This is a genomic window from Streptomyces sp. NPDC002773 (assembly GCF_040295605.1).
GTDB lineage: Bacteria > Actinomycetota > Actinomycetes > Streptomycetales > Streptomycetaceae > Streptomyces.
This window is the reverse complement of record NZ_JBEOVO010000011.1, coordinates 1-18,095: the sequence shown is the minus strand read 5'-3', so window position 1 is coordinate 18,095 and position 18,095 is coordinate 1. Positions and strand designations below refer to the sequence as shown.

20 protein-coding genes are annotated in these 18,095 nt (G+C 73.6%); 11 read left to right on the top strand and 9 right to left on the bottom strand.

Going from position 1 to position 18,095, the window contains the following annotated elements:
• The first annotated feature begins 218 nt into the window (after positions 1-218).
• Complete coding sequence (locus ABT034_RS16000; protein WP_351215452.1) at positions 219-935, top strand: hypothetical protein; 717 nt, start codon at positions 219-221, stop codon at positions 933-935.
• Positions 932-1,306: a peptidase inhibitor family I36 protein gene (locus tag ABT034_RS15995; protein ID WP_351215450.1), complete on the top strand. Its 375-nt coding sequence runs from the start codon at positions 932-934 to the stop codon at positions 1,304-1,306. Before ABT034_RS16000 ends, ABT034_RS15995 begins: the two co-directional genes overlap by 4 nt.
• A 50-nt stretch (positions 1,307-1,356) precedes the next feature.
• Here ABT034_RS15995 and ABT034_RS15990 read toward each other — a convergent pair whose 3' ends face one another.
• On the bottom strand, positions 1,357-1,806 hold the full coding sequence (locus ABT034_RS15990; protein WP_351215448.1) for a peroxiredoxin: 450 nt from the start codon (positions 1,804-1,806) through the stop codon (positions 1,357-1,359).
• Positions 1,807-1,936: 130 nt separating this feature from the next.
• The gene (locus tag ABT034_RS15985) at positions 1,937-2,527 is read right to left on the bottom strand and encodes a PadR family transcriptional regulator (RefSeq protein ID WP_351215447.1); all 591 of its coding nucleotides are present in this window, start codon (positions 2,525-2,527) and stop codon (positions 1,937-1,939) included.
• Between the two features lie 147 nt (positions 2,528-2,674).
• Between ABT034_RS15985 and ABT034_RS15980 the strand changes: the two genes are divergently transcribed.
• Positions 2,675-3,160: an SRPBCC family protein gene (locus ABT034_RS15980; RefSeq protein ID WP_351215445.1), complete on the top strand. Its 486-nt coding sequence runs from the start codon at positions 2,675-2,677 to the stop codon at positions 3,158-3,160.
• Between the two features lie 54 nt (positions 3,161-3,214).
• Positions 3,215-3,523: a CU044_2847 family protein gene (locus ABT034_RS15975; protein WP_351215443.1), complete on the top strand. Its 309-nt coding sequence runs from the start codon at positions 3,215-3,217 to the stop codon at positions 3,521-3,523.
• Positions 3,524-3,555: 32 nt separating this feature from the next.
• Here the strand turns inward: ABT034_RS15975 and ABT034_RS15970 are convergent, their stop codons facing one another.
• Positions 3,556-3,684 (bottom strand): hypothetical protein, encoded by a 129-nt coding sequence (locus tag ABT034_RS15970; RefSeq protein ID WP_351215441.1) that lies wholly within the window; start codon positions 3,682-3,684, stop codon positions 3,556-3,558.
• Between the two features lie 95 nt (positions 3,685-3,779).
• On the opposite strand from ABT034_RS15970, the gene ABT034_RS15965 reads away from it, so the two are divergent.
• The gene (locus tag ABT034_RS15965; protein ID WP_351215439.1) at positions 3,780-4,316 is read left to right on the top strand and encodes a tetratricopeptide repeat protein; all 537 of its coding nucleotides are present in this window, start codon (positions 3,780-3,782) and stop codon (positions 4,314-4,316) included.
• Positions 4,317-4,338: 22 nt separating this feature from the next.
• Here the strand turns inward: ABT034_RS15965 and ABT034_RS15960 are convergent, their stop codons facing one another.
• Complete coding sequence (locus ABT034_RS15960; protein ID WP_351215437.1) at positions 4,339-4,659, bottom strand: cupin domain-containing protein; 321 nt, start codon at positions 4,657-4,659, stop codon at positions 4,339-4,341.
• The gene (locus ABT034_RS15955) at positions 4,656-5,918 is read right to left on the bottom strand and encodes an MFS transporter (protein WP_351215435.1); all 1,263 of its coding nucleotides are present in this window, start codon (positions 5,916-5,918) and stop codon (positions 4,656-4,658) included. Before ABT034_RS15955 ends, ABT034_RS15960 begins: the two co-directional genes overlap by 4 nt.
• Before the next feature lie 136 nt (positions 5,919-6,054).
• Here ABT034_RS15955 and ABT034_RS15950 point away from each other — a divergent pair, with 136 nt between their 5' ends.
• Entirely contained in the window at positions 6,055-6,942 is an 888-nt protein-coding gene (locus ABT034_RS15950; RefSeq protein WP_351215433.1) for a LysR family transcriptional regulator, read from the top strand.
• Between the two features lie 114 nt (positions 6,943-7,056).
• Positions 7,057-8,016: an SMP-30/gluconolactonase/LRE family protein gene (locus ABT034_RS15945; protein WP_351215431.1), complete on the top strand. Its 960-nt coding sequence runs from the start codon at positions 7,057-7,059 to the stop codon at positions 8,014-8,016.
• Positions 8,017-8,053: 37 nt separating this feature from the next.
• Here ABT034_RS15945 and ABT034_RS15940 read toward each other — a convergent pair whose 3' ends face one another.
• The 4 genes from ABT034_RS15940 to ABT034_RS15925 form a co-directional block, all read right to left on the bottom strand.
• Entirely contained in the window at positions 8,054-9,043 is a 990-nt protein-coding gene (locus tag ABT034_RS15940) for a hypothetical protein (RefSeq protein WP_351215429.1), read from the bottom strand.
• 230 nt (positions 9,044-9,273) lie between these two features.
• Positions 9,274-10,920 (bottom strand): acyl-CoA dehydrogenase family protein, encoded by a 1,647-nt coding sequence (locus tag ABT034_RS15935; protein WP_351215427.1) that lies wholly within the window; start codon positions 10,918-10,920, stop codon positions 9,274-9,276.
• Entirely contained in the window at positions 10,904-11,521 is a 618-nt protein-coding gene (locus ABT034_RS15930; protein WP_351215425.1) for a TetR/AcrR family transcriptional regulator, read from the bottom strand. The genes ABT034_RS15935 and ABT034_RS15930 overlap by 17 nt, the downstream gene beginning before the upstream one ends.
• Before the next feature lie 116 nt (positions 11,522-11,637).
• Positions 11,638-12,222 carry a TMEM165/GDT1 family protein gene (locus ABT034_RS15925; RefSeq protein ID WP_351215423.1) on the bottom strand — a complete coding sequence of 195 codons (585 nt, stop codon included), beginning with the start codon at positions 12,220-12,222 and terminating at the stop codon, positions 11,638-11,640.
• Between the two features lie 299 nt (positions 12,223-12,521).
• Here ABT034_RS15925 and ABT034_RS15920 point away from each other — a divergent pair, with 299 nt between their 5' ends.
• From ABT034_RS15920 to ABT034_RS15905, 4 genes are all read left to right on the top strand, one after another.
• A complete protein-coding gene (locus ABT034_RS15920) occupies positions 12,522-13,226 on the top strand; it encodes a TetR/AcrR family transcriptional regulator (protein WP_351215421.1) in 705 nt (234 codons plus the stop codon).
• Complete coding sequence (locus ABT034_RS15915; protein ID WP_351215419.1) at positions 13,223-14,695, top strand: MFS transporter; 1,473 nt, start codon at positions 13,223-13,225, stop codon at positions 14,693-14,695. Before ABT034_RS15920 ends, ABT034_RS15915 begins: the two co-directional genes overlap by 4 nt.
• Before the next feature lies 1 nt (position 14,696).
• Positions 14,697-15,812, top strand: a complete 1,116-nt coding sequence (locus tag ABT034_RS15910) for a PP2C family protein-serine/threonine phosphatase (RefSeq protein WP_351215417.1) — start codon at positions 14,697-14,699, stop codon at positions 15,810-15,812.
• A 172-nt stretch (positions 15,813-15,984) separates the two neighbouring features.
• Entirely contained in the window at positions 15,985-17,946 is a 1,962-nt protein-coding gene (locus tag ABT034_RS15905; RefSeq protein WP_351215415.1) for an alpha/beta fold hydrolase, read from the top strand.
• Positions 17,947-18,095 lie beyond the last annotated feature (149 nt).

Here is an 18,095-nt window from a genome sequence, read left to right as displayed (position 1 = left end):
CTTTGTCGTTCCCACCCCCACTCCCGCACGGCCCACTCCCGCCGCGCCCGTTCCCACACGGCACGCCGAGGGCGCCCGAGGGGCGCGCACTCCGGCGCGTTCGACTCGTTCGAGTGAGGCCCGGCATGGCGGCTCCGCCCCCGGGAATTGATCATCCCGGGCCGTCGAGACGACCACTCGCCGGCCCCTCCGACCAGGGACGATCGAAGGGGGACCCCGTGCTCCGCACCACCTCGCGCACCCGCCGCGCTCTGCTGACCGCGGCCGCCGCTCTCCTGATCTCCGCCTGCGCCACCGTCAGCCCCGACGCACCCTCCGGTCCCACCGGAGTCCCCTCCGGCGCGGCGGCCCAGGACGCGCTCCTCAAGGCCGCCGAGCAGCGGCTCGTCGCCGACTGCCTGCACGACCAGGGGCTGTCCCTGACGTCCAGGCCCCGCGCCCCGGACGAGGACCGCACTTTCCGGGCGGCGCTCTTCGGCGCCGGTCCCTCGGAACTCTCCGTCACCCTCGCCACCGGCGCCACCGTCACGGCCCACGAGGACGGCTGCCTCGCCGCCGCCCGCCACCGGCTGTACGGCGATCAGCGCCGCTGGTTCCGGGCCCAGGTCATCGTCGGCAACCTCCGCACCGAGGCCCAGGCCCGGATGAGCGCCGACCCCGACCACCGTGCGGCGCTCGCCCGCTGGACCCGGTGCGTGACCCCGCCCGACCGACCCCGACCCGACCGTCCCGATCCGGCCGTCGCCGCCCGCTGCGCCCGCGAGAGCGGACTCGACGAGGTCCGCGCGCGGCTGGAGCCCGCCGAGCTGGCCACGGTGCGCACCCTGCGCCGGGCCGAGCTCACCACCTACAAGCAGTTGCGCGACCGCGCGCTGCGGCGGGCAGCCGAACTGCCCGCGCCCGCCCACCCGCAGAAAGGCCCCACCCTCTCGTGAAGCGTCTTCTCGTCACCACCGCCGCGGCGCTGTTCGCCGCCGCCACCGCCGGCCTCGCCCTCGCGACCTCCGCGATCGCCGCCGAATGCCCCAGCGGCGAGTTCTGCGTCTGGCAGAACTCCGGCTTCGGCGGCCAGCGCGCCAACTGGAGCGGGGACGACGGCTGGTGGGAGAGCTGGATCTCCGACACCGACTCCTCCTGGGCCAACCACGGCATCTCGGGACCCGGCATCAAGGACCACGTCAAGGTCTACGAGAGTGCCTGGCAGGGCGGCGGCGTGACCATCTGTCTCGCTCCGGGACAGGAGGTCGGCTACAACGGCGCGGCCAACGACCGCGGCGACTCCCACATCTGGTCGACGGGCTGCTGACCCGCGCCGCACCACCGACCGCCGGACGGCCCGGCCCGGTCGCTCCTCCGTCAGGCGCCGCGGAGGGCGGCGAGGGCTCGGTCCGCGTGGGCGCTCATCCGTAGCTCGCTGCGCACGACCTCGCGCACCCGCCGGTCCTGGCCGATCACGAAGGTGACCCGCTTCGTCGGCGCGAGCGAGAATCCGCGCTTCACGCCGAACCGGTCCCGTACGGCGCCGTCCGGATCGGACAGCAGGGGGTAGCCGAGAGAGTGCCGCTCGGCGAACTCCTGCTGCCGCTCCACACCGTCGGAACTTATCCCCACGGGCAGCGCGCCGACGGCCCGGAACTCGGCCGCCAGATCGCGGAAGTGGCAGGCCTCGGCGGTACAGCCCGGCGTCATCGCCGCCGGGTAGAAGAAGAGGACGACCGGTCCTTCGGCCAGCAGCCCGGTCAGGGAGCGGGGGGCGCCCGTCTCGTCCGGAAGGCTGAAGTCCTCGACGAGGTCACCGACGTTCATTACAGGCCCATCCCCGATCCGTCCCCGTGAGCGGCCGGCGCCTCCGGCACTCGCGGCCGGTGACGTTACCGCAGAGTAGCTCCGCCGTCACCCCTCACCGCCCCGGCCCCGAAACCCGTCCGGGGCCGCGTCACCCCTGGTGCGCCGCCTCCGGCCGTCCGCTCCGCCCGGCGGCGCGCCGATCGAGCACGGCGAGGACCTGCTCACCCCAGCGCAGGTTCTCCTCCTCGAAGAACCGGCCGCGCATCAGGGTGAGATACGGCCCGACCCGCTCGGTCTCCGCCAGGTACCGCTCCTCGTCCCTGCCGTCGAGCATCCGCTCCCGCAGCCGGTCGTAACGCCCCAGCTTCGCCCGCGCCGCCTCCATCCGCCGCGCCACGAACCCGCGGACGGCCGCCGTGTCCCCCTCGTCGCAGGCCTGCACCTGGACCATCAGCTCGTCGCGGACGGCGCTGGGCCGCGGCGGCGTCGACGTGTAAGCGGCAAGGTCCCGCAGCCCCGGCTCGGTGAGGCTGAACATCCGCTTGTTGGGGCGCCGCTCCTGCTCCACCACACGCGCCGTGATCAGTCCCGCCTCCGCGAGCCGGTCCAGCTCGCGGTAGAGCTGCTGCGGGGTGGCGGCCCAGAAGTTGGCCACCGACACGTCGAAGATCTTGGCCAGGTCGTACCCGGAAGCCTCGCCCTCCAGGAGGGCTGCGAGGACGGCGTGCTTGAGCGACATCCGGCCACGCTAGCAGCACGTTGAATAGTTTCTTCCGCACCTATTCAACCCGTGCGCCCCCTGCCGTACGGGGGCTCTTCACTGGCATGTCCGTCGGGCGCCTGCCTAGGCTGGAGAGAGGGGACGGCAGACCCGAGGGGCAGCGCGATGGACAGCGGCACGTTCGTCTACACCAGCTACATGCGGACCACTCCCGACGAGCTCTGGAAGGCTCTCACCGACCCGGCGTCCACCCGCCGGTACTGGGGCGTGGCCTTCGAGACGGAGTGGACCCCCGGCGCGCCCATGGTCTGGGACGAGGGCGGACGCAGGACCGCCGACCCCGAGCAGGTCGTCCTCGCGGCCGAGCCCGGCCGCCTCCTCTCGTACACCTGGCACACCTTCACCCCGGCCTGGGCGGAGGCCGTGCACCTCGGGCAGGACGTGTACGAGCGTCTCGTCCGGGAGCGCAGGTCCCGGGTGACCTTCGCGATCGAACCCTCCGGCGACACGGTCAAGCTCACGGTCACACACAGCGAACTCGAAGCCGCCGGCTTGATGAAGGATCTGATCGCCGAGGGCTGGCCCGCGCTGATCTCCAGCCTCAAGTCCCTCCTGGAGACGGGCGAGGAGCTCCCGGAGCCGCCCCGCTGAAAGGAACCGCTCGTCCGCGCCCCGGACCACCCCCGCCGATCGTAGGGAGCTTCGATGACGGACATCACGCAGGTCGAGGTCGGGGACGCGACCCTCTTCGTGGAGGCTCGGCGCCTCGGCCCCGACTCGGACCTCGAAGGGTTCGGCGGCCGTCTTCCCGACCTCTCCGCGGTCACCGAGGCCCTCTCCTCCTTCGCCGGGCAGATCGGGGACGCCCTCCACCGGGCGGCCCCGGACCGGGCGACCGTCGAGTTCGGCTGCCAGCTCGGACTCGATGCCGGCAAGCTCACCGCCCTCGTCGTCCAGGGCAGCGCGAACGCGAGCCTGCGCGTCACCCTCGAATGGGAGAAGCCGCCCCGCTGAGCGAGCAGAACGGCCGCGCGCACCCGGCCTCGCTACCGGCACTCGCCGTCCGTGCCCCTCCCGAGCGCGAGCCCGGACGCGTCCTCCAGGGTGCCGACCGCCGGCCCCGAGCCGTCCGCCGCCGCCTTCACGTACCCGGGCGGGTGGGAGTCCTCCTCCATGAGCGAGGACGCCGCAATCCGGCCCGCGGGGTATGGCGGCCCGTCACCTGGCAGCCGCCGCGGGGGCACCTGCCGGGAGCTGCGAGGATGCCGTCATGGAACTCCACGACGTGAGGAACGGCCCGCTGGCCGAGGCAGTCGCGCTGCGCGAAGAGGGCCGGACGGAGGAAGCCCGCGAGCGGCTCGTCGCACTCGCCGCCCACCACCCGGACGACGCGGAGATCGCGTACCAGACGGCCTGGGCGCACGACGCCCTCGGCCTGGAGGCGGAGGCCGTGCCGTACTACGAACGCGCACTCGCGAGCACCGGGCCCACCTCCGAGCACGAGGACCGGCGTACCGCCCTCACCTCCGAGGACCGGCGCGGTGCGCTTCTCGGGCTCGGCAGCACCTACCGGGTCCTCGGCCGCCACGACGAGGCCGTCACCCTGCTCACCGGCGCCGCCGAGGAGTTCCCCGAGGACGGCTCGCTGCGGACCTTCCTCGCGATGGCCCTCTACAACACGGGCCGGCACCACGAGTCGGTCCGCCTGCTGCTCCGGCTGCTCGCCACCACCAGCGAGGACCCGTCCGTACGCGCGTACCGCCGGGCCATCGAGCACTACGCCGAGGACCTCGACGCGACCGGGTGACGCGAGGTCCGGCCCCGGACCGTCAGTCGTTCACCGCCGTCAGGAGCACCACCGCGTCCTCCAGGGCGGTGAGCCCGTGCCGCTCCTTGGGGATCATCCGCAGCGTGCCCGACGCGAGCTCCTCCGCCCACCCGGCCGCCGTCAGGTTCACCCGTCCCCGCAGCACCTGGAGGCTCGCGGCCGGCGGCGCGTTGTGCTCGTCGAGGGACGTGCCCGAGGTCAGGGCGATGACGGTCTGCCGAAGCACCCCGTCGTGCATGAGCAGATGAGCGCTGCGCCCGTGCGGCGCGGTGCGGGCGGCGGCGAGATGCTCGTCGGCGAGGGCGGTGAGGTCCAGCTTCATGACTCTCCCTGCGGGGTGCGCGGGCGGACACCCCCAGCCTCTCGTGTGACGTCCGGTACGCAACTCGGGGCCGCCGGCCGCGCCGAGCGCACCACCACGAGCGCGCCGACGGCGACGAACGCCCCGGCGGCGAGCAGGGCGGCCGGCCAGCCGTGCGCCGCGTACAGCCAGGACCCCGCGAGGGTACCCAGGGCTCCGCCGCCGAACGTGGCCAGCATGAAGACCGTGTTCACCCGCGCCGCCACCGCCGGCCCGATCCCGAAGACCCGCGCCTGGTTGGCCACCTGGCAGGAACTGACCCCGACCACCAGCAGGTTCGCCCCGGCGACCAGGGCCACCGGGGTGTACGGGGCGAGGCCGGCCACACCGAGGCCGAGCCCCGCCAGGACCAGTCCAGCGGCGCTGACGGCGGGCGCCCCGAACCGGTCGGTGAGCGGTCCGGCCGTCGCCGAGAGCAGTGCGGCGGGCAGGGTCAGCACCCCGAAGAGCCCGGCGGCCCCCGGCCCGTACCCGAGCGGTGGCGCCGCCAGATGGAAGGCGAGCACGGCCCAGAAGACACTGAACGCGGCGAAGACACAGGCTCCGAGCAGCGCCGCGACCCTCAGCGCGCGGTGGGCGGTGAGAAGGCGCGGCAGCCCGGCCAGGAGCTTCGCGTACGAGGTGCGACCGGGCGGGCCGAGCCGTTCGGGCAGCCGCCGGGGCAGGACGCACAGCAGGGCCGCCGTGGTCACGGCGGCCACCAGGTACGCCACCCGCCAGCTGCCGCTCGCGTCGGTCACGGCGCCCGAGACCGTACGGGAGAGGGTGGAGCCCAGGGTCAGCCCGAGGCCCACCAGGCCCACGACCCGGCCCTGCCTCCCGGGACCGGCGAGGACCGCCGCCACCGGGGTGAGGATCTGCGGCAGCACCGTCGTGGTGGACAGCGCGAGCGTCGCGAGCGTCAGCGTGACGACGTCGGGGGCCGCCGCCGCGACGAGCAGCGCCCCGCTGGTGAGGGCGAGCAGCACCGAGGTGAGGCGGCGCAACCGCGCGGTGTCGGCCAGCGGTACGAGCAGCAGGATGCCGAGCGCGTACCCGACCTGCGCGGCGGAGGCGATGAGCCCCGCCGTCCGCTCCGAGACGTCGAGGCCGCGGGCGACGGCGGCGAGCAGCGGCTGCGGGAAGTAGATGTTGGCCACCGTGACCGCCCCGGCCACGGCGAACAGCAGGACGTTCACGGGCCGGGCGGGCCGGTGGCTCGATCGGAGGCTCGGTTCCACGGACTCTCTTCCGCGTGGGGAGGCTGACGTCTCCAGGCTCCTCGCAGCCGGACCGTCCGATCAAGATGTCATCATGAAACCGACGTTGAGCCACACTCAACGATCGCGGGCGATCGTGAAGGATCAGGAGGGGCGGATGCTCGAACGCCACGAACTGGAGACGTTCCTCGTGCTCGCCGAGGAGCTCCACTTCGGGCGCACCGGCGAGCGCATCGGCGTCTCCACCGGCCGCGTCAGCCAGACCGTCAAGAAGCTGGAGCGCCGTGTCGGCACCCCGCTCTTCGCACGCACGAGCCGCAGCGTCCGGCTCACCCCGATCGGCCGGCGCCTGTACGAGGACCTCCTCCCCGCCCACCGGCAGCTCCGCGCGGCCCTGGAACGCGCCACCGAGGCCGGACGCGGATTCCACGGCCGACTGCGCACCGGCTTCGGCACCCCCTGGGGCGGCGAACTGCTGACGGCCGTCGCCGACACCTTCCTCGCCCGGCACCCCGGCTGCGAGATCACCCTCCACGAGGTCCCCCTCGACGGCGGAGTCCGGCCCCTGAAGGACGGCGAACTCGACATCCAGCTCACCGCCTTCCCCGTGCGCGAACCGGACCTCACCACCGGCCCCGTCGTCGTCCGCGACGACCGGGTCCTGCTGCTGCCCGCCGCCCACCCCCTGGCCGGCCGGCCCTCCCTCGGCCTCGACGACCTCGCCGGGCTGCCCCTGATCACCACCGGCGGCGCCAACTCACGGGTCTGGCTCGACCACCACTACCCCCGGCGCACCCCGTCCGGAGCGCCCATCGGGCGGGGGCCGGTCGCCGCCACCTGGCAGGAGGTCCTCTCCCACGTCACGGCGGGCCGGGGCGTCACCCCCGGTGCGGCGCGCGGCGCCCAGTACCATCCCCGCCCCGGCGTCGCCTACGTCCCCCTGCACGATGCCCCACCCCTCGAATACGGCCTGGTCTGGCCCACCGCCGCCGACTCCGCCCTGCTCAGGGCCTTCGTGACGGCGGTCGGCGCCCGGCGGCCCTGACGGGCGGCGACTTCCTCTCATGATGCAATCCTCACGGGAGACAGGATCAGGTTCGGCATTCGGTATTCAATATTCGGTGTTCGGTATTCGATGGTTCCAGGAAGGCAGGTCCCCATGACCGGCGAGGGTCCCGGGCTGTACGAGATGTTCGACGAACGGTTCCGTACCGGGCGGTGCATGAACGGCGACGAGGCGCCGGAGGTCCTGTTCACCGGCTGCCGCTGGGCCGAGGGGCCGATCTACGTGCCCGCCTGGCGCCAGCTGATCTGGAGCGACATCCCCAACGACCGGATGCTGCGGTGGGACGAGGAGACGGGCGCCGTCGGTGTCTTCCGCCGCTCCGCCGGGCACACCAACGGCAACACCCTCGACCGCCAGGGCCGGCTGATCACCTGCGAGCAGGGCAACCGCCGCGTGACCCGCACCGAACACGACGGCACCGTCACCGTGCTCGCGGACCGTTGGAACGGCAAGCGTCTCAACAGCCCGAACGACGCCGCGGTGAAGTCCGACGGCTCGATCTGGTTCTCCGACCCGGACTTCGGCATCACCAGCGACTACGAGGGGTACCGCGCGGAGAGCGAGATCGGCGCCAACAACGTCTACCGCGTCGATCCGGCCACGGGCGAAGTGCGGCTGGTCGCCGACTGCTTCGGCGCGCCGAACGGGCTCGTCTTCTCGCACGACGAACAGCAGCTGTTCGTCTCCGACACCCGGGCGGGGTTCATCCGGGTCTTCGACGTACGCGACGACGGCACGCTGTCCGAGGGCAAGGTCTTCGCCGACGCGGCGGCCCGCGAGAACGCCCGCTTCGACAACCTCCGCTTCGACGACTCCGGCCGGCTGTGGGCCGCCGCGATGAACGACGGCGTGCACTGCTACGACCCCGACGGCACCCTGATCGGGCGGCTGAACATCCCCGAGGCGGTCGCCAACATCTCCTGGGGCGGCGCCAAACGCAACCGGCTCTTCATCACTGCCGAGACCAGCCTCTACTCGGTGGTCATGAGCGCCACGGGCACGCACCCGACCGGCCCGGGGCGCCGGCCCTGGCTGGACCCGGCGCCCCGGTGAGTCCGCGACCCGAAGGGGTCGCCGGCCCGTCCTCCGGTCAGGACGTGCCCTGCCCGTGGAGCTTGCGGAACTGGGCGAGGAGGAGGTTCGGTTCCTTCACGGCGGTGAAGTAGGAGGCGCTCGGGACGTAGACGCTCTTGCCGCGCACCGCCACGGAGGTCGGGTTGGAGAGCCCCTCCTGCCGGGTGAGGACGGTCTCGCGGGAGCCGTCGGGGCGTACGAGAGCGACCTCGTCGTCCATGATCAGGGCGGCGAGCACGGTGTCGCCGCGCCCGGTGAAGGCGAAGTCGTCGATCCAGTTCAGCCCCTCGGCCCTGGTCTCGATCGCGCCGGCGCTCTTGTCGTCGCGTACGGGGATGCGCAGCAGCGTCTTCCGGTCGGTGTTGGACACCCACACGGCGCCGTTGTGGACCTTGATGCCGTTGGCGCCGACGCCGAAGCCCTCGGGAGCGGGCAGGGGCCGGAGCTCGGTTCCCGTGGCCCAGGCCGTGGGCGTGCCGCCCTCCCGCGGGGCGCTCCACACGGTTCCGCGGACCGAGTCGGCGACGTACAGCGTGTCGCACTCCTCGTCGAAGGCGATGCCGTTGGGGAAGCCGTCGGCCGGCAGCCGCACGATCTGGACGGGCACGCCGCCGCCGGGCGGGATGCGCCAGATACCGGTCTCGCTCGTTCCGGTGGCGTACGTGACGTACAGGGTCCCGTTGTCGGCGCGCGCGATCCCCAGGGCGGCCGCCGCACCGATGACGGGTGTGCTCGGGTTCGCCACGGCGGGCAGGGTCGCGAGGGTCCGCTTGGTCCCCTGCTTGTCGACGTTGACGACCTGACGGGCGAACGCCAGGGTCAGGTTCGCGGAGCCGTCGGGATCGAGGGCGATGTTCTCCGGAGTCTCCCCGCGGGCGTAGTCGAAGCGGGCGACGACGTGCGGGTCGGGCACCGGGGGCCCGCCGATCGCGGGGGAACCCGCGACGAGCACGGTGAGGGCGGCGGCAGCCGTGGCCGTGGCGGCCAGCCGGGGCAGTCGGAACATGGACGTCTCCTTGGGCGGGGCACGAGAGGCGCCGGAAAGCATGGCGCCAGACGAACATGACGGCACGCCGCCCCGGGGCGGCGGCAGCCGTGCCCATGGGATCGCCTGCGTGGCCCACGACATGCGGCCGGTTGCCCCGCACCCGGGTGAAGACCCGTCCGGGAAGGACGGGCCCCTGTCACTGATCCGCCGCCCGCGTCCGGGGGGTCGTCCAGACCGCGCCCCCCCGCTCAGCCCGCGTCCGGGCCGCTCCGCGCGATGATCGCCGCCGTGTCCACCCCCGCCGGCAGCGTGCCGAAGGCGAGGCCGCGGTCGCCGTCGAGCCGCGAGGCGCAGAACGCGTCCGCCACCGCCGGATGCCCGTGCCGTACGAGCAGCGAGCCCTGGAGGACGAGGGCGAGCCGTTCGACGAGCCGCCGGGCCCCGTACGCCACCGCGTCCGGGTCGCCGAGCCCCGCGAGGTCCTTGCGCAGGGCCGCGACCGCCGTGTCCAGACGCCGGTCGGCGCCCGCGCCCCGGTCGACCTCCGCGAAGTACGCCTCCACCGCCTGGGGCTGACGGGCCATCGCCCGCAGCACGTCGAGGGCGGCCACGTTCCCCGAGCCCTCCCAGATCGACGGCAGCGGCGACTCGCGGTAGAGCCTCGGCAGGCCCGAGTCCTCCACGTACCCGTTGCCGCCCAGGCATTCGAGGGCCTCCGCCGCGTGCGCCGGCGCCCGCTTGCACACCCAGTACTTGGTGACCGCGAGACCGAGCCGCCGCAGCTGCTCCTCCTCCGCGTCGCCGCGCGCCGCCCGGTCCACCGCCCCGGCGAGACGCAGCGCCGCCACCGTGGCCGCCTCCGCCTCCACCGCCAGGTCGGCAAGCACGTTCCGCATCAGGGGCTGGTCGACGAGCCGCGCCCCGAACGCCTCCCGGTGCGTGGCGTGGTGGACCGCCTGTACGAGCCCCAGACGCATCCCGGACGCCGAGCTGATGGCGCAGTCGAGCCGCGTCATGTTGACCATCCGGATGATGGTGGCCACCCCGCGCCCCTCCTCGCCGACCAGCCGGCCGACGGCACCCTCGTACTCGATCTCGGAGGAGGCGTTGGAACGGTTGCCCAGCTTGTCCTTGAGACGCTGGAGGCGGATCGCGTTGCGGCTGCCGTCCGGCAGCACCCGGGGCACGAGGAAGCAGGACAGACCGCCCGGTGCCTGCGCCAGGGTGAGGAAGACGTCCGACATCGGTGCCGAGGTGAACCACTTGTGGCCGGTCAGCGCGTACAGGCCGGGCTCGCCCGCCGGGACCGCCCGGGTCGCGTTCGCCCGGACGTCCGAACCGCCCTGCTTCTCCGTCATCGACATCCCGGCGATGATCCCGCGCTTCTCCGTCGGCACCCGCAGCCCGAAGTCGTACGACCGGGACGTGAGCAGCGGCTCGTACACCTCGGCGAGCTCCGGCTGGACGCGCAGCGCCGGCACCGCCGCGTACGTCATGGAGACCGGGCACAGGTGTCCCGCGTCGACCTGCCCCCACACGAAGACCTTCGCCGCGCGGGCCACGTGCGCGCCCGGCCGTTCGTCGCGCCAGGGAGCACCGTGCAGCCCGTGCCGGACGGCCACGTCCATCAGCTCGTGCCAGTACGGGTGGAACTCGACCTCGTCGACGCGGTGGCCGTACCGGTCGTGGGTGTGCAGGACGGGGGAGTGGCGCTCGGCCAGCCGGCCCCACTCCTGGGCCTGTTCGCCGCCGGCCCGCACCCCCAGCTCGCGGACCTCGGCCTCGGCCCAGCCGGCGCCCTCCCGGCGCAGCGCCTCCAGGAGCGCGGGGTCGGCGGAGACGTCGTAGCCGGTCAGGGGCGGTACCTGGTTGGTGACCTCATGCGTGGTCGGCATCGGGAACTCCCAGTGCTCGCAGGGTGAAGGTGACGAGGGCGGGTACGGTGCCGGGCCCGACGGACCCCTCCGCCAGCGGGCCGACCAGCGCCTCCGCGCCCGCGCCGACGAGCGCCGACGCCGTCAGGACCGGGTCCTGGGGCGGCAGCTCGCCGGAGCGCACGCCCTCCTCGACGCGCGCGGCGAACACGTCCCGGAACGCCCGCCGGAAGACCAGCCGCTCGGCGTCCACGGCCGGATCGACCGGCTCGGCGAGCAGCGCGTAGGCGAGGCGCGGCGACTTCAGGGCGCGCAGGGCGAAAGTCTCGACGACGGCGACCACCCGCTCGGCGGCCGACCGGTGGCCGGGGTGCCCGGCCGCGTCGGAGACGGCCGCGACCTCCCTGCTCACCACGGTCCTGAACAGCTCCACGGAGAGCGCGGCCTTGCTGGGGAAGTGGCGGTACACGCTGCCCGTGGCGATTCCGGCGCGCGCGGCGACGGCCGCCACCGAACAGCCCGCGTAGCCCTGCTCGGCGAGCAGCTCTCGGGCCGCGTCGAGGACCGCGAGGCGCTGTGCGTCGAGCCGGGCCTGGACGGCGGGGGTGCGGCGGTAGGGCATGGAAGAAGTGAAGCAGTGATTCATTGCTTCATCAAGGGTTCGCGCGGGGGCGCGAACGGCGAACGCCCCCACCCAGGAGGGTGAGGGCGCGCGAGTCGTCGGTCCGCGGCCCGGCGTCAGCCGGTGAAGACCTCGGTCAGCGACCAGATCGCGAGGCCGGCCATGCAGACACCGCCGATGCGCTGCACGGTCGTGAGCGGCACGCGCTTGGCGATGAACCTGCCTGCGACCAGGGCGAGCGCGGAGACGCTCATCAGGGCTGCGAGGGAGCCGATCGCCGTCGACCAGGTGCCGTTGGTGGCGGCCAGGTTGGCGGTCGTGATCTGGGTGAGGTCACCCCACTCGCTGATGAAGACGGCCATGAAGGCGGTGGAGAAGACGGGCAGGAAGCCGGTCACCGTCCGCCCGCCCGCGTCGGCCTCGTCGTCGTCGGCCCCGCCGCGCAGCAGCATGAACGCGCCGAAGCCGAACAGCAGGGCCGAGACCAGCTTCACGGACCAGTCGGGGAGCAGCCCGAGCAGACTGCCGGCTCCCACGGCGATGGCGACATGGGCGAGGAAGGCTGTCGAGGTGCCGATCCACACGTACAGCGGACGCATGCGCGTGCCCATGGCGAGGGACGCGAACATCGTCTTGTCGGGAAGCTCGGCGAGGAAGATCAGCCCGAAGGCGGTGAGGATCGCCAAGGGGTCGAGGTGCATACCGGGGGCTCTCTGCTCGGTCCGGGCCCGTGGACTCGGCACGGCGCCTCGGTGGGCGACGGAAGGACCACTCGGCCCGGCATGACGGACCACGCCCACGGAAACGCGGACGCGGTTGATGCCTGGCCGAAGGTCTCGCCCGTCCGCGCCGAACGCGGACCCGGTCACCGGGAACCCGGGGGCTCCAGTATGTCGACGACCGGTTTGCGGGGCTACTCCCCTTCGCTGTCCCTCAGTGTAACCGACCGGGGCGCGTCGGTGAGTAGACAGTGTCTACTCGATCTTGGTAGACAGTGTCCATGGATGAGGAATGCGAGAAGTACGACGGTGAGGCCGGCTGCGACGGCGACGGCGACGGCGACGGCGGCGGCGGGCTGCGGGCCCGGCTCGTCAGGGTCGGCGTCGAGCTCGTGAACGCCGAAGGCGCCCAGGCCCTCTCGCTGCGGGAGATCGCCCGCCGCGCCGGTGTATCCCACGGAGCGCCGCGCCGCCACTTCCCGACCCATCTCGATCTCCTGTCGGCCATCGCCCGCCAGGGTTTCGCCGAACTCGCCGCCCGCGTCGCCGCCGACGACCGGGAAACGGCCCCACCGCGCGAACGGATCGCGCTCCTCGCCGGCGTCTACCTGGACTACGCGGGCGCCCGACGCGGCATGTACGAGCTGATGTTCCGGCACGACCTCCTGGAGAGCGGCCGGCTGGGACTGCGCGAGACGAGCCTGCCGCTCTTCGCCCACCTCTCCGGACTCGTCGCCCGCGTCCGCCCCGGCGCCGACTCCGTCGTCGTCGCGGGCGCGCTCTGGGCCAACCTCCACGGCATCGCCCAGCTCTGGCACTGGGGCAGCCTCCGGCTCGCGACCGGCGCCGATGACCCCGCCCCCCTCCTCGCCGCCACCCTCGACGCCCACCTCGGGCCCGTAGCGCCTGCCCCGCTCCGGCCCGTAGCGCCCGCCCCGCTCCCCGACACCCACCCCGGCCCCACCCCCACGGAGCCCGCCCCGTGACCTCCCGCCGTGCCCCGGTCCTCGCGTGCAGCGTCGTCGGCGCCGCCGTCGTCGCCCTCGACGGCACCGTGCTCACCGTCGCCCAGCCCGCCCTCCAGCGCGATCTGCACGCCGGCCTCGACCAGGTCCAGTGGACCAGCACCGGCTATCTGATCGCCGTCGCGAGCCTCCTGGTGTTCGCCGGCCGACTCGGTGACCGCTACGGCCACCATCGGGTGTTCGCCGTCGGAGCCCTCGGCTTCGCCGCCGTCTCCACCGGCATCGCTCTGGCCCCCGGCATCGGCGCGGTGATCGCGCTGCGCGTGCTCCAGGGCGTGTGCGGGGCGCTCCTCCAGCCCGCAACCCTCGGCATGCTGCGGACCGCCTTCCCGCCGGAGCGGCTCGGGACGCCGATCGCCGTGCGCACCGCCGCCATCGGACTCGCCGCCGCCGCAGGACCGCTCGTCGGCGGCGCCCTGGTCTCCTCGTACGGCTGGCGCTCGGTCTTCCTCCTCGGCGTACCCCCGACCCTCGCGATCGGCGTGCTCGCCCTCGCCACCGGCGAGCGAGACACTGAACCTCAGGTCGATCGTGAGGCTCGACGTCAGGGTGAACGTCACGCGGAACGGGAAGCCGAACGTCGAGGTGGGCATCTCGACCCCCTCGGGGCGCTGCTGCTCGCCGTCGCGCTGGGACTGCTCGTGCACGGTCTCGTCGAAGCGGCCCGGCCAGGAGGCGCGACGGCCGGCGCGCTCGCCTGTGCCGGGGCCGGCGCCGCCGCGGTCGCCCTCGTCCGGCACGAACGCCGTGCCGCGCGCCCCCTCCTGCCCCCGGAACTGCTCCGGAGCGTGCCCGTCGCCGCGGGCCTCGCCGTCCTCCTCGCGGCCTCGGCCGCCCTCTTCGGCTCCCTCTTCGTGGCGACGTACTTCCTCCAGGACGTCCAGGGGCTCGACCCTCTCGACTGCGCACTGCGCGTCCTGCCGCTCGCCGTCCTCATGGTGCTCGGCGCGCCCCTCTGCCCGCCGTTCCAGCGCCGGTTCGGCCCCCGGCGCACGGCGACAGCGGGCGCCGGCCTGCTCACGCTCGGGGTGCTGCTCCTCTCCCGGCTCGACGCGACCGCCGGCGCGGTATCGGTCGGCACCTCCGCGGCCCTGCTCGGAGCCGGGTTCGTCACCCTCCTCGTCACGGCCACGTCGGTCGTCGTGCACCGCGCCCCCGAGGCCCACGCCGGAGTCGCCGGCGGCCTCCAGCAGACCGCGATGAACGTCGGACCCGCGCTCGGCACCGCCGTCGCGACCCTTCTGCTCGCCCGCGTCCCGCTCGGCGGATTCGTCCCGGCCGCGGGCGCGGCCCTCCCGGCCCTGGCCGTGATCGCCGCGCTCGCCGTCCCGGCCGCGCTCGCCCTGCCCGGCGGTGGCGCCGACCGGGGCAGGACACGCCCGGGGCCGACGTCACCCGGGCCCGAAAGCCGATCCTGCGTACGATCATGAGATGCCCGACGGTCACCGGGGCCGTCCCGGCACAGCGGCCCGCACCCAGTTCAACCTCGGTCGCGCACTGCCCTTCCTGGTCCTGGCCCTGACCTTCCTCGCCGACGTGATCACCCCCGACCGGGAGCGGTTCGACCGCCTCCTCGTCGCCGCCCCCGCGCTCGCCGCCGTCACCTGGAGCGTGCGCGGGACGATCGGCATCGGACTGCTCGCGATGGGCGCCCGCGTCCTGCTCAGCCTCATCCGGGGGGAGCCGCTCGCCCCCGAACTCGTCGCGAGCGAGACGGTGCTCGCGGCCGTCACCGCCGCCGCGGCCTGGGTCAGCCGGGTCCGCACCCGCTACGAGCGCGACCTGCGGGAGCTCACGGCCGTCGCGGAGGTGGTGCAGCGGGTCGTGCTGCGTCCGCTCCCCGCCCGTCTCGGCCGCTTCGACCTGCACCTGCTGTACGTGGCGGCCGCCGCCAAGGCCAGGATCGGCGGCGACTTCTACGAGGCCGTACGGGTCCCCGGCGCGGTGCGGATCATGCTCGGCGACGTCCAGGGCAAGGGCCTCGGCGCCGTCGAGACCGCGTCCGTCCTGCTCGGCTCCTTCCGCGCCGCCGTCAACGACGCCCCCGACCTGGCCGTCCTCGCCGACCGGCTCGACGAAGGCCTCGCCCGCTACGGAGCCTGGGACCCGGACTCCGACGCCGCAGAACGCTTCGCCACCGTCGTCCTCGTCGAACTCCCCGACGACGAGGACACCGCACGGCTCCTCAGCTGCGGCCACCCCGCCCCGCTGCTCCAGCACGGCGCCGACGTCCACGCCGTGTCCTTCGCCGATCCCTCGCTGCCCGTCAACCTGGCGGGCCTCGCCGACTCCCGGCACCGCATCGAGGAGGTCCCCTTCGGCCCGGGCGACCGGCTGCTCCTCTACACCGACGGGGTCAGCGAGACCCGCGACCGGACCGGCACCTTCTACCCGCTCGAACCGCGTCTGCGGCGGTGGGCGGCGGAGCCGGCCCGGGAGCTGCCGGAACTCCTGCACAAGGACCTCGCCGACTACGGAGCCGACGGTCTCGACGACGACGTCGCCGCCCTGCTCGTGGTCTTTCCGGACAGCCCCGAGGCCCCCTGACCCGTCCCGCTCGTCACCAAACATCGACTTCGGGGCGGCTTGTGTCGTTCCTGACGGGTTGTGTGATACGTGCGCTGTTCGTGCGCTCTGGTACGTCGTCCCCGCATACGTGAGGCTTGCGACCGTCCGCATCGCGGACAGTCACCAGTCCAGTCGAGAGGAACGGGTGCACGTGCCCCAGGAGAACCCCTTCACCACCGGCTCGTCCGAACACTTTCCCGGCTTCCCCGACGTCACGGTGGGCCTGACCGCCGCCGAGACCAGCCGGATCGCGGGACGCGGCCTCTGGGCCGCCGACGCGACGGTGGACCCCGGCGCCGTCCGGCTCGGCCAGACCCTCGCCAACGCCCTCCTGAGCGAAACACCCGACAGCCCCGACAGCACCGACGGCACCGGCGGCACCAGCGCCGCCAACAGCCCCGAGGCGCTGCTCCCTCCCGAACTCGCCGCGTTCGTCCGGGAGGTACGCGGCCTCGCCCTGCCCGCGTACCACCGCATCGAGGGATCCACGGAGGGCGTCCGGCTCTCCGCCTTCAGCCTCCGGCAGCTCGGCCCCGGCCCGCACCCGCTCGTCGTCGTCCCGGCCGGCTGGACCCCCTTCGGCTGGCCGCTGTTCCTCTGGTCGTACCTCGTCCTCGCCCACAAGGGCTACCACGTCCTCGCCTACACCCCCCGGGGCCTCGGCATCCCAGGCCTGCCGTCCACCTCCAGCGGCCTCGTCGACGTGGCGGGACCCCACGACTGGGCGGACGGCTCCGCCGTCATCGACTTCGCCGTCGACCACTTCGCGCCCGGCACCATCGGGTTCATGGGTGAGTCCTACGGCTCCGGCATCAGCCAGCTCGTCGCCGCCCACGACGACCGGGTCGCCGCCGTCGTCGCCCTCAGCACCTGGGGCAACCTCGCGACCAGCCTCTACGACCACGGCACCCGCCACCTCGCGGCCGTGAAGGCCCTCCTCGCCCTCACCGGCGGCCCGGTGGAGAGCAAGTTCGACGAGGACAACCAGCGGATCCTCGCCGACTTCCAGGCCGACCGGAATTTGGACACCGTCGTCGAGTGGGGCCGGCTGCGCGCCCCCGAGTCGTACCTCGACCTGACCAACGACAACGGCACGCCCACCTTCTTCTCCAACACCTGGCACGAGAGCCTCTTCGCGGTCAACCAGACCCTGGAGACCTTCAACGGCCTCGACGTGCCCAAGCGGCTCAACCTGTGGATCGGCGACCACGCCGCGCCCGAGGGCCCCGCGCTCATCGGCCCGTCCCCGACACCCGACGAGGTCAACCTCCCCATGGCGGAGGCGTACGCCTGGCTCGACCACCACCTCAAGGGCGAACGCAACGGCGTCGAGGACTGGCCCCAGGTCAGCACCCAGGTGATGTTCACGTACGAGACGGAGCCGGTCACGGACCCGGAGACCGGCGAGCCGACGGGCGAGAACCGGATCGTCACGCCCGCCCACCGGGAGACCAGCCCCGACTGGAGCGAGGTCACCCGCCGTACCGAGGTGTTCGGCCTCACTGGCGACGGCGCGGGCGGCACCGACGGCCGGCTCCTCCCCGCCGCCCCGGTCGCCGCCGGGGGAGCGCCGGGGACGGAGGAGACGGGCTGGCGGCGCGCGTTCCTCGCCGGCGTCGACACCGAGGCCACCGCCATGGACGCGATCATGAAGACCGGTCAGGCCGAGTGGGCGGGCAACCCCAAGATCTACGACACCCGCAAGATCGACCGCCGGCACGCGGTCGCGTGGACGACCGAACCGCTCGTCCCGTCCGGCGGGGAGGGGACGGCCGGCCGCCGCGTCCGGGGCATCCCCCGACTGCGCCTCACGGTCCGCTCCACCGCCACCTCCGCGAGCCTCTACGCCCACCTCCTGGACGTCGCCGAGGACGACACGGCCCGGATCATCACCCATGAGCCGCTCAACGTGTACGGCCTGACGCCCGAACAGGACACCACCGTCACCTGGAAGCTCCAGGCAGCCGCGTACGACATCGCCCCTGGCCACCGGCTGATGCTGGTCGTGGACAGCAAGGACCCGCTGTACGGCGACGCCTCCGTCACCTGGACGCAGACCGTGATCGGCTCCCCGGACGGCGAACCGTCCTTCCTCGAACTGCCGCTCGGCTGACCTCCGGCAGCCGGACGGCGGACGGGTGGGGGGGGCGGGGGCGGGGGGGCGCCCCCCCCCCCCCACCCGGAAAGGACCGCCGCGCACAAGAAGAGGAGAGAGTGGTATCCGAACACCACCAAGACAAGAAACAACCCCCCCCAAAGGAA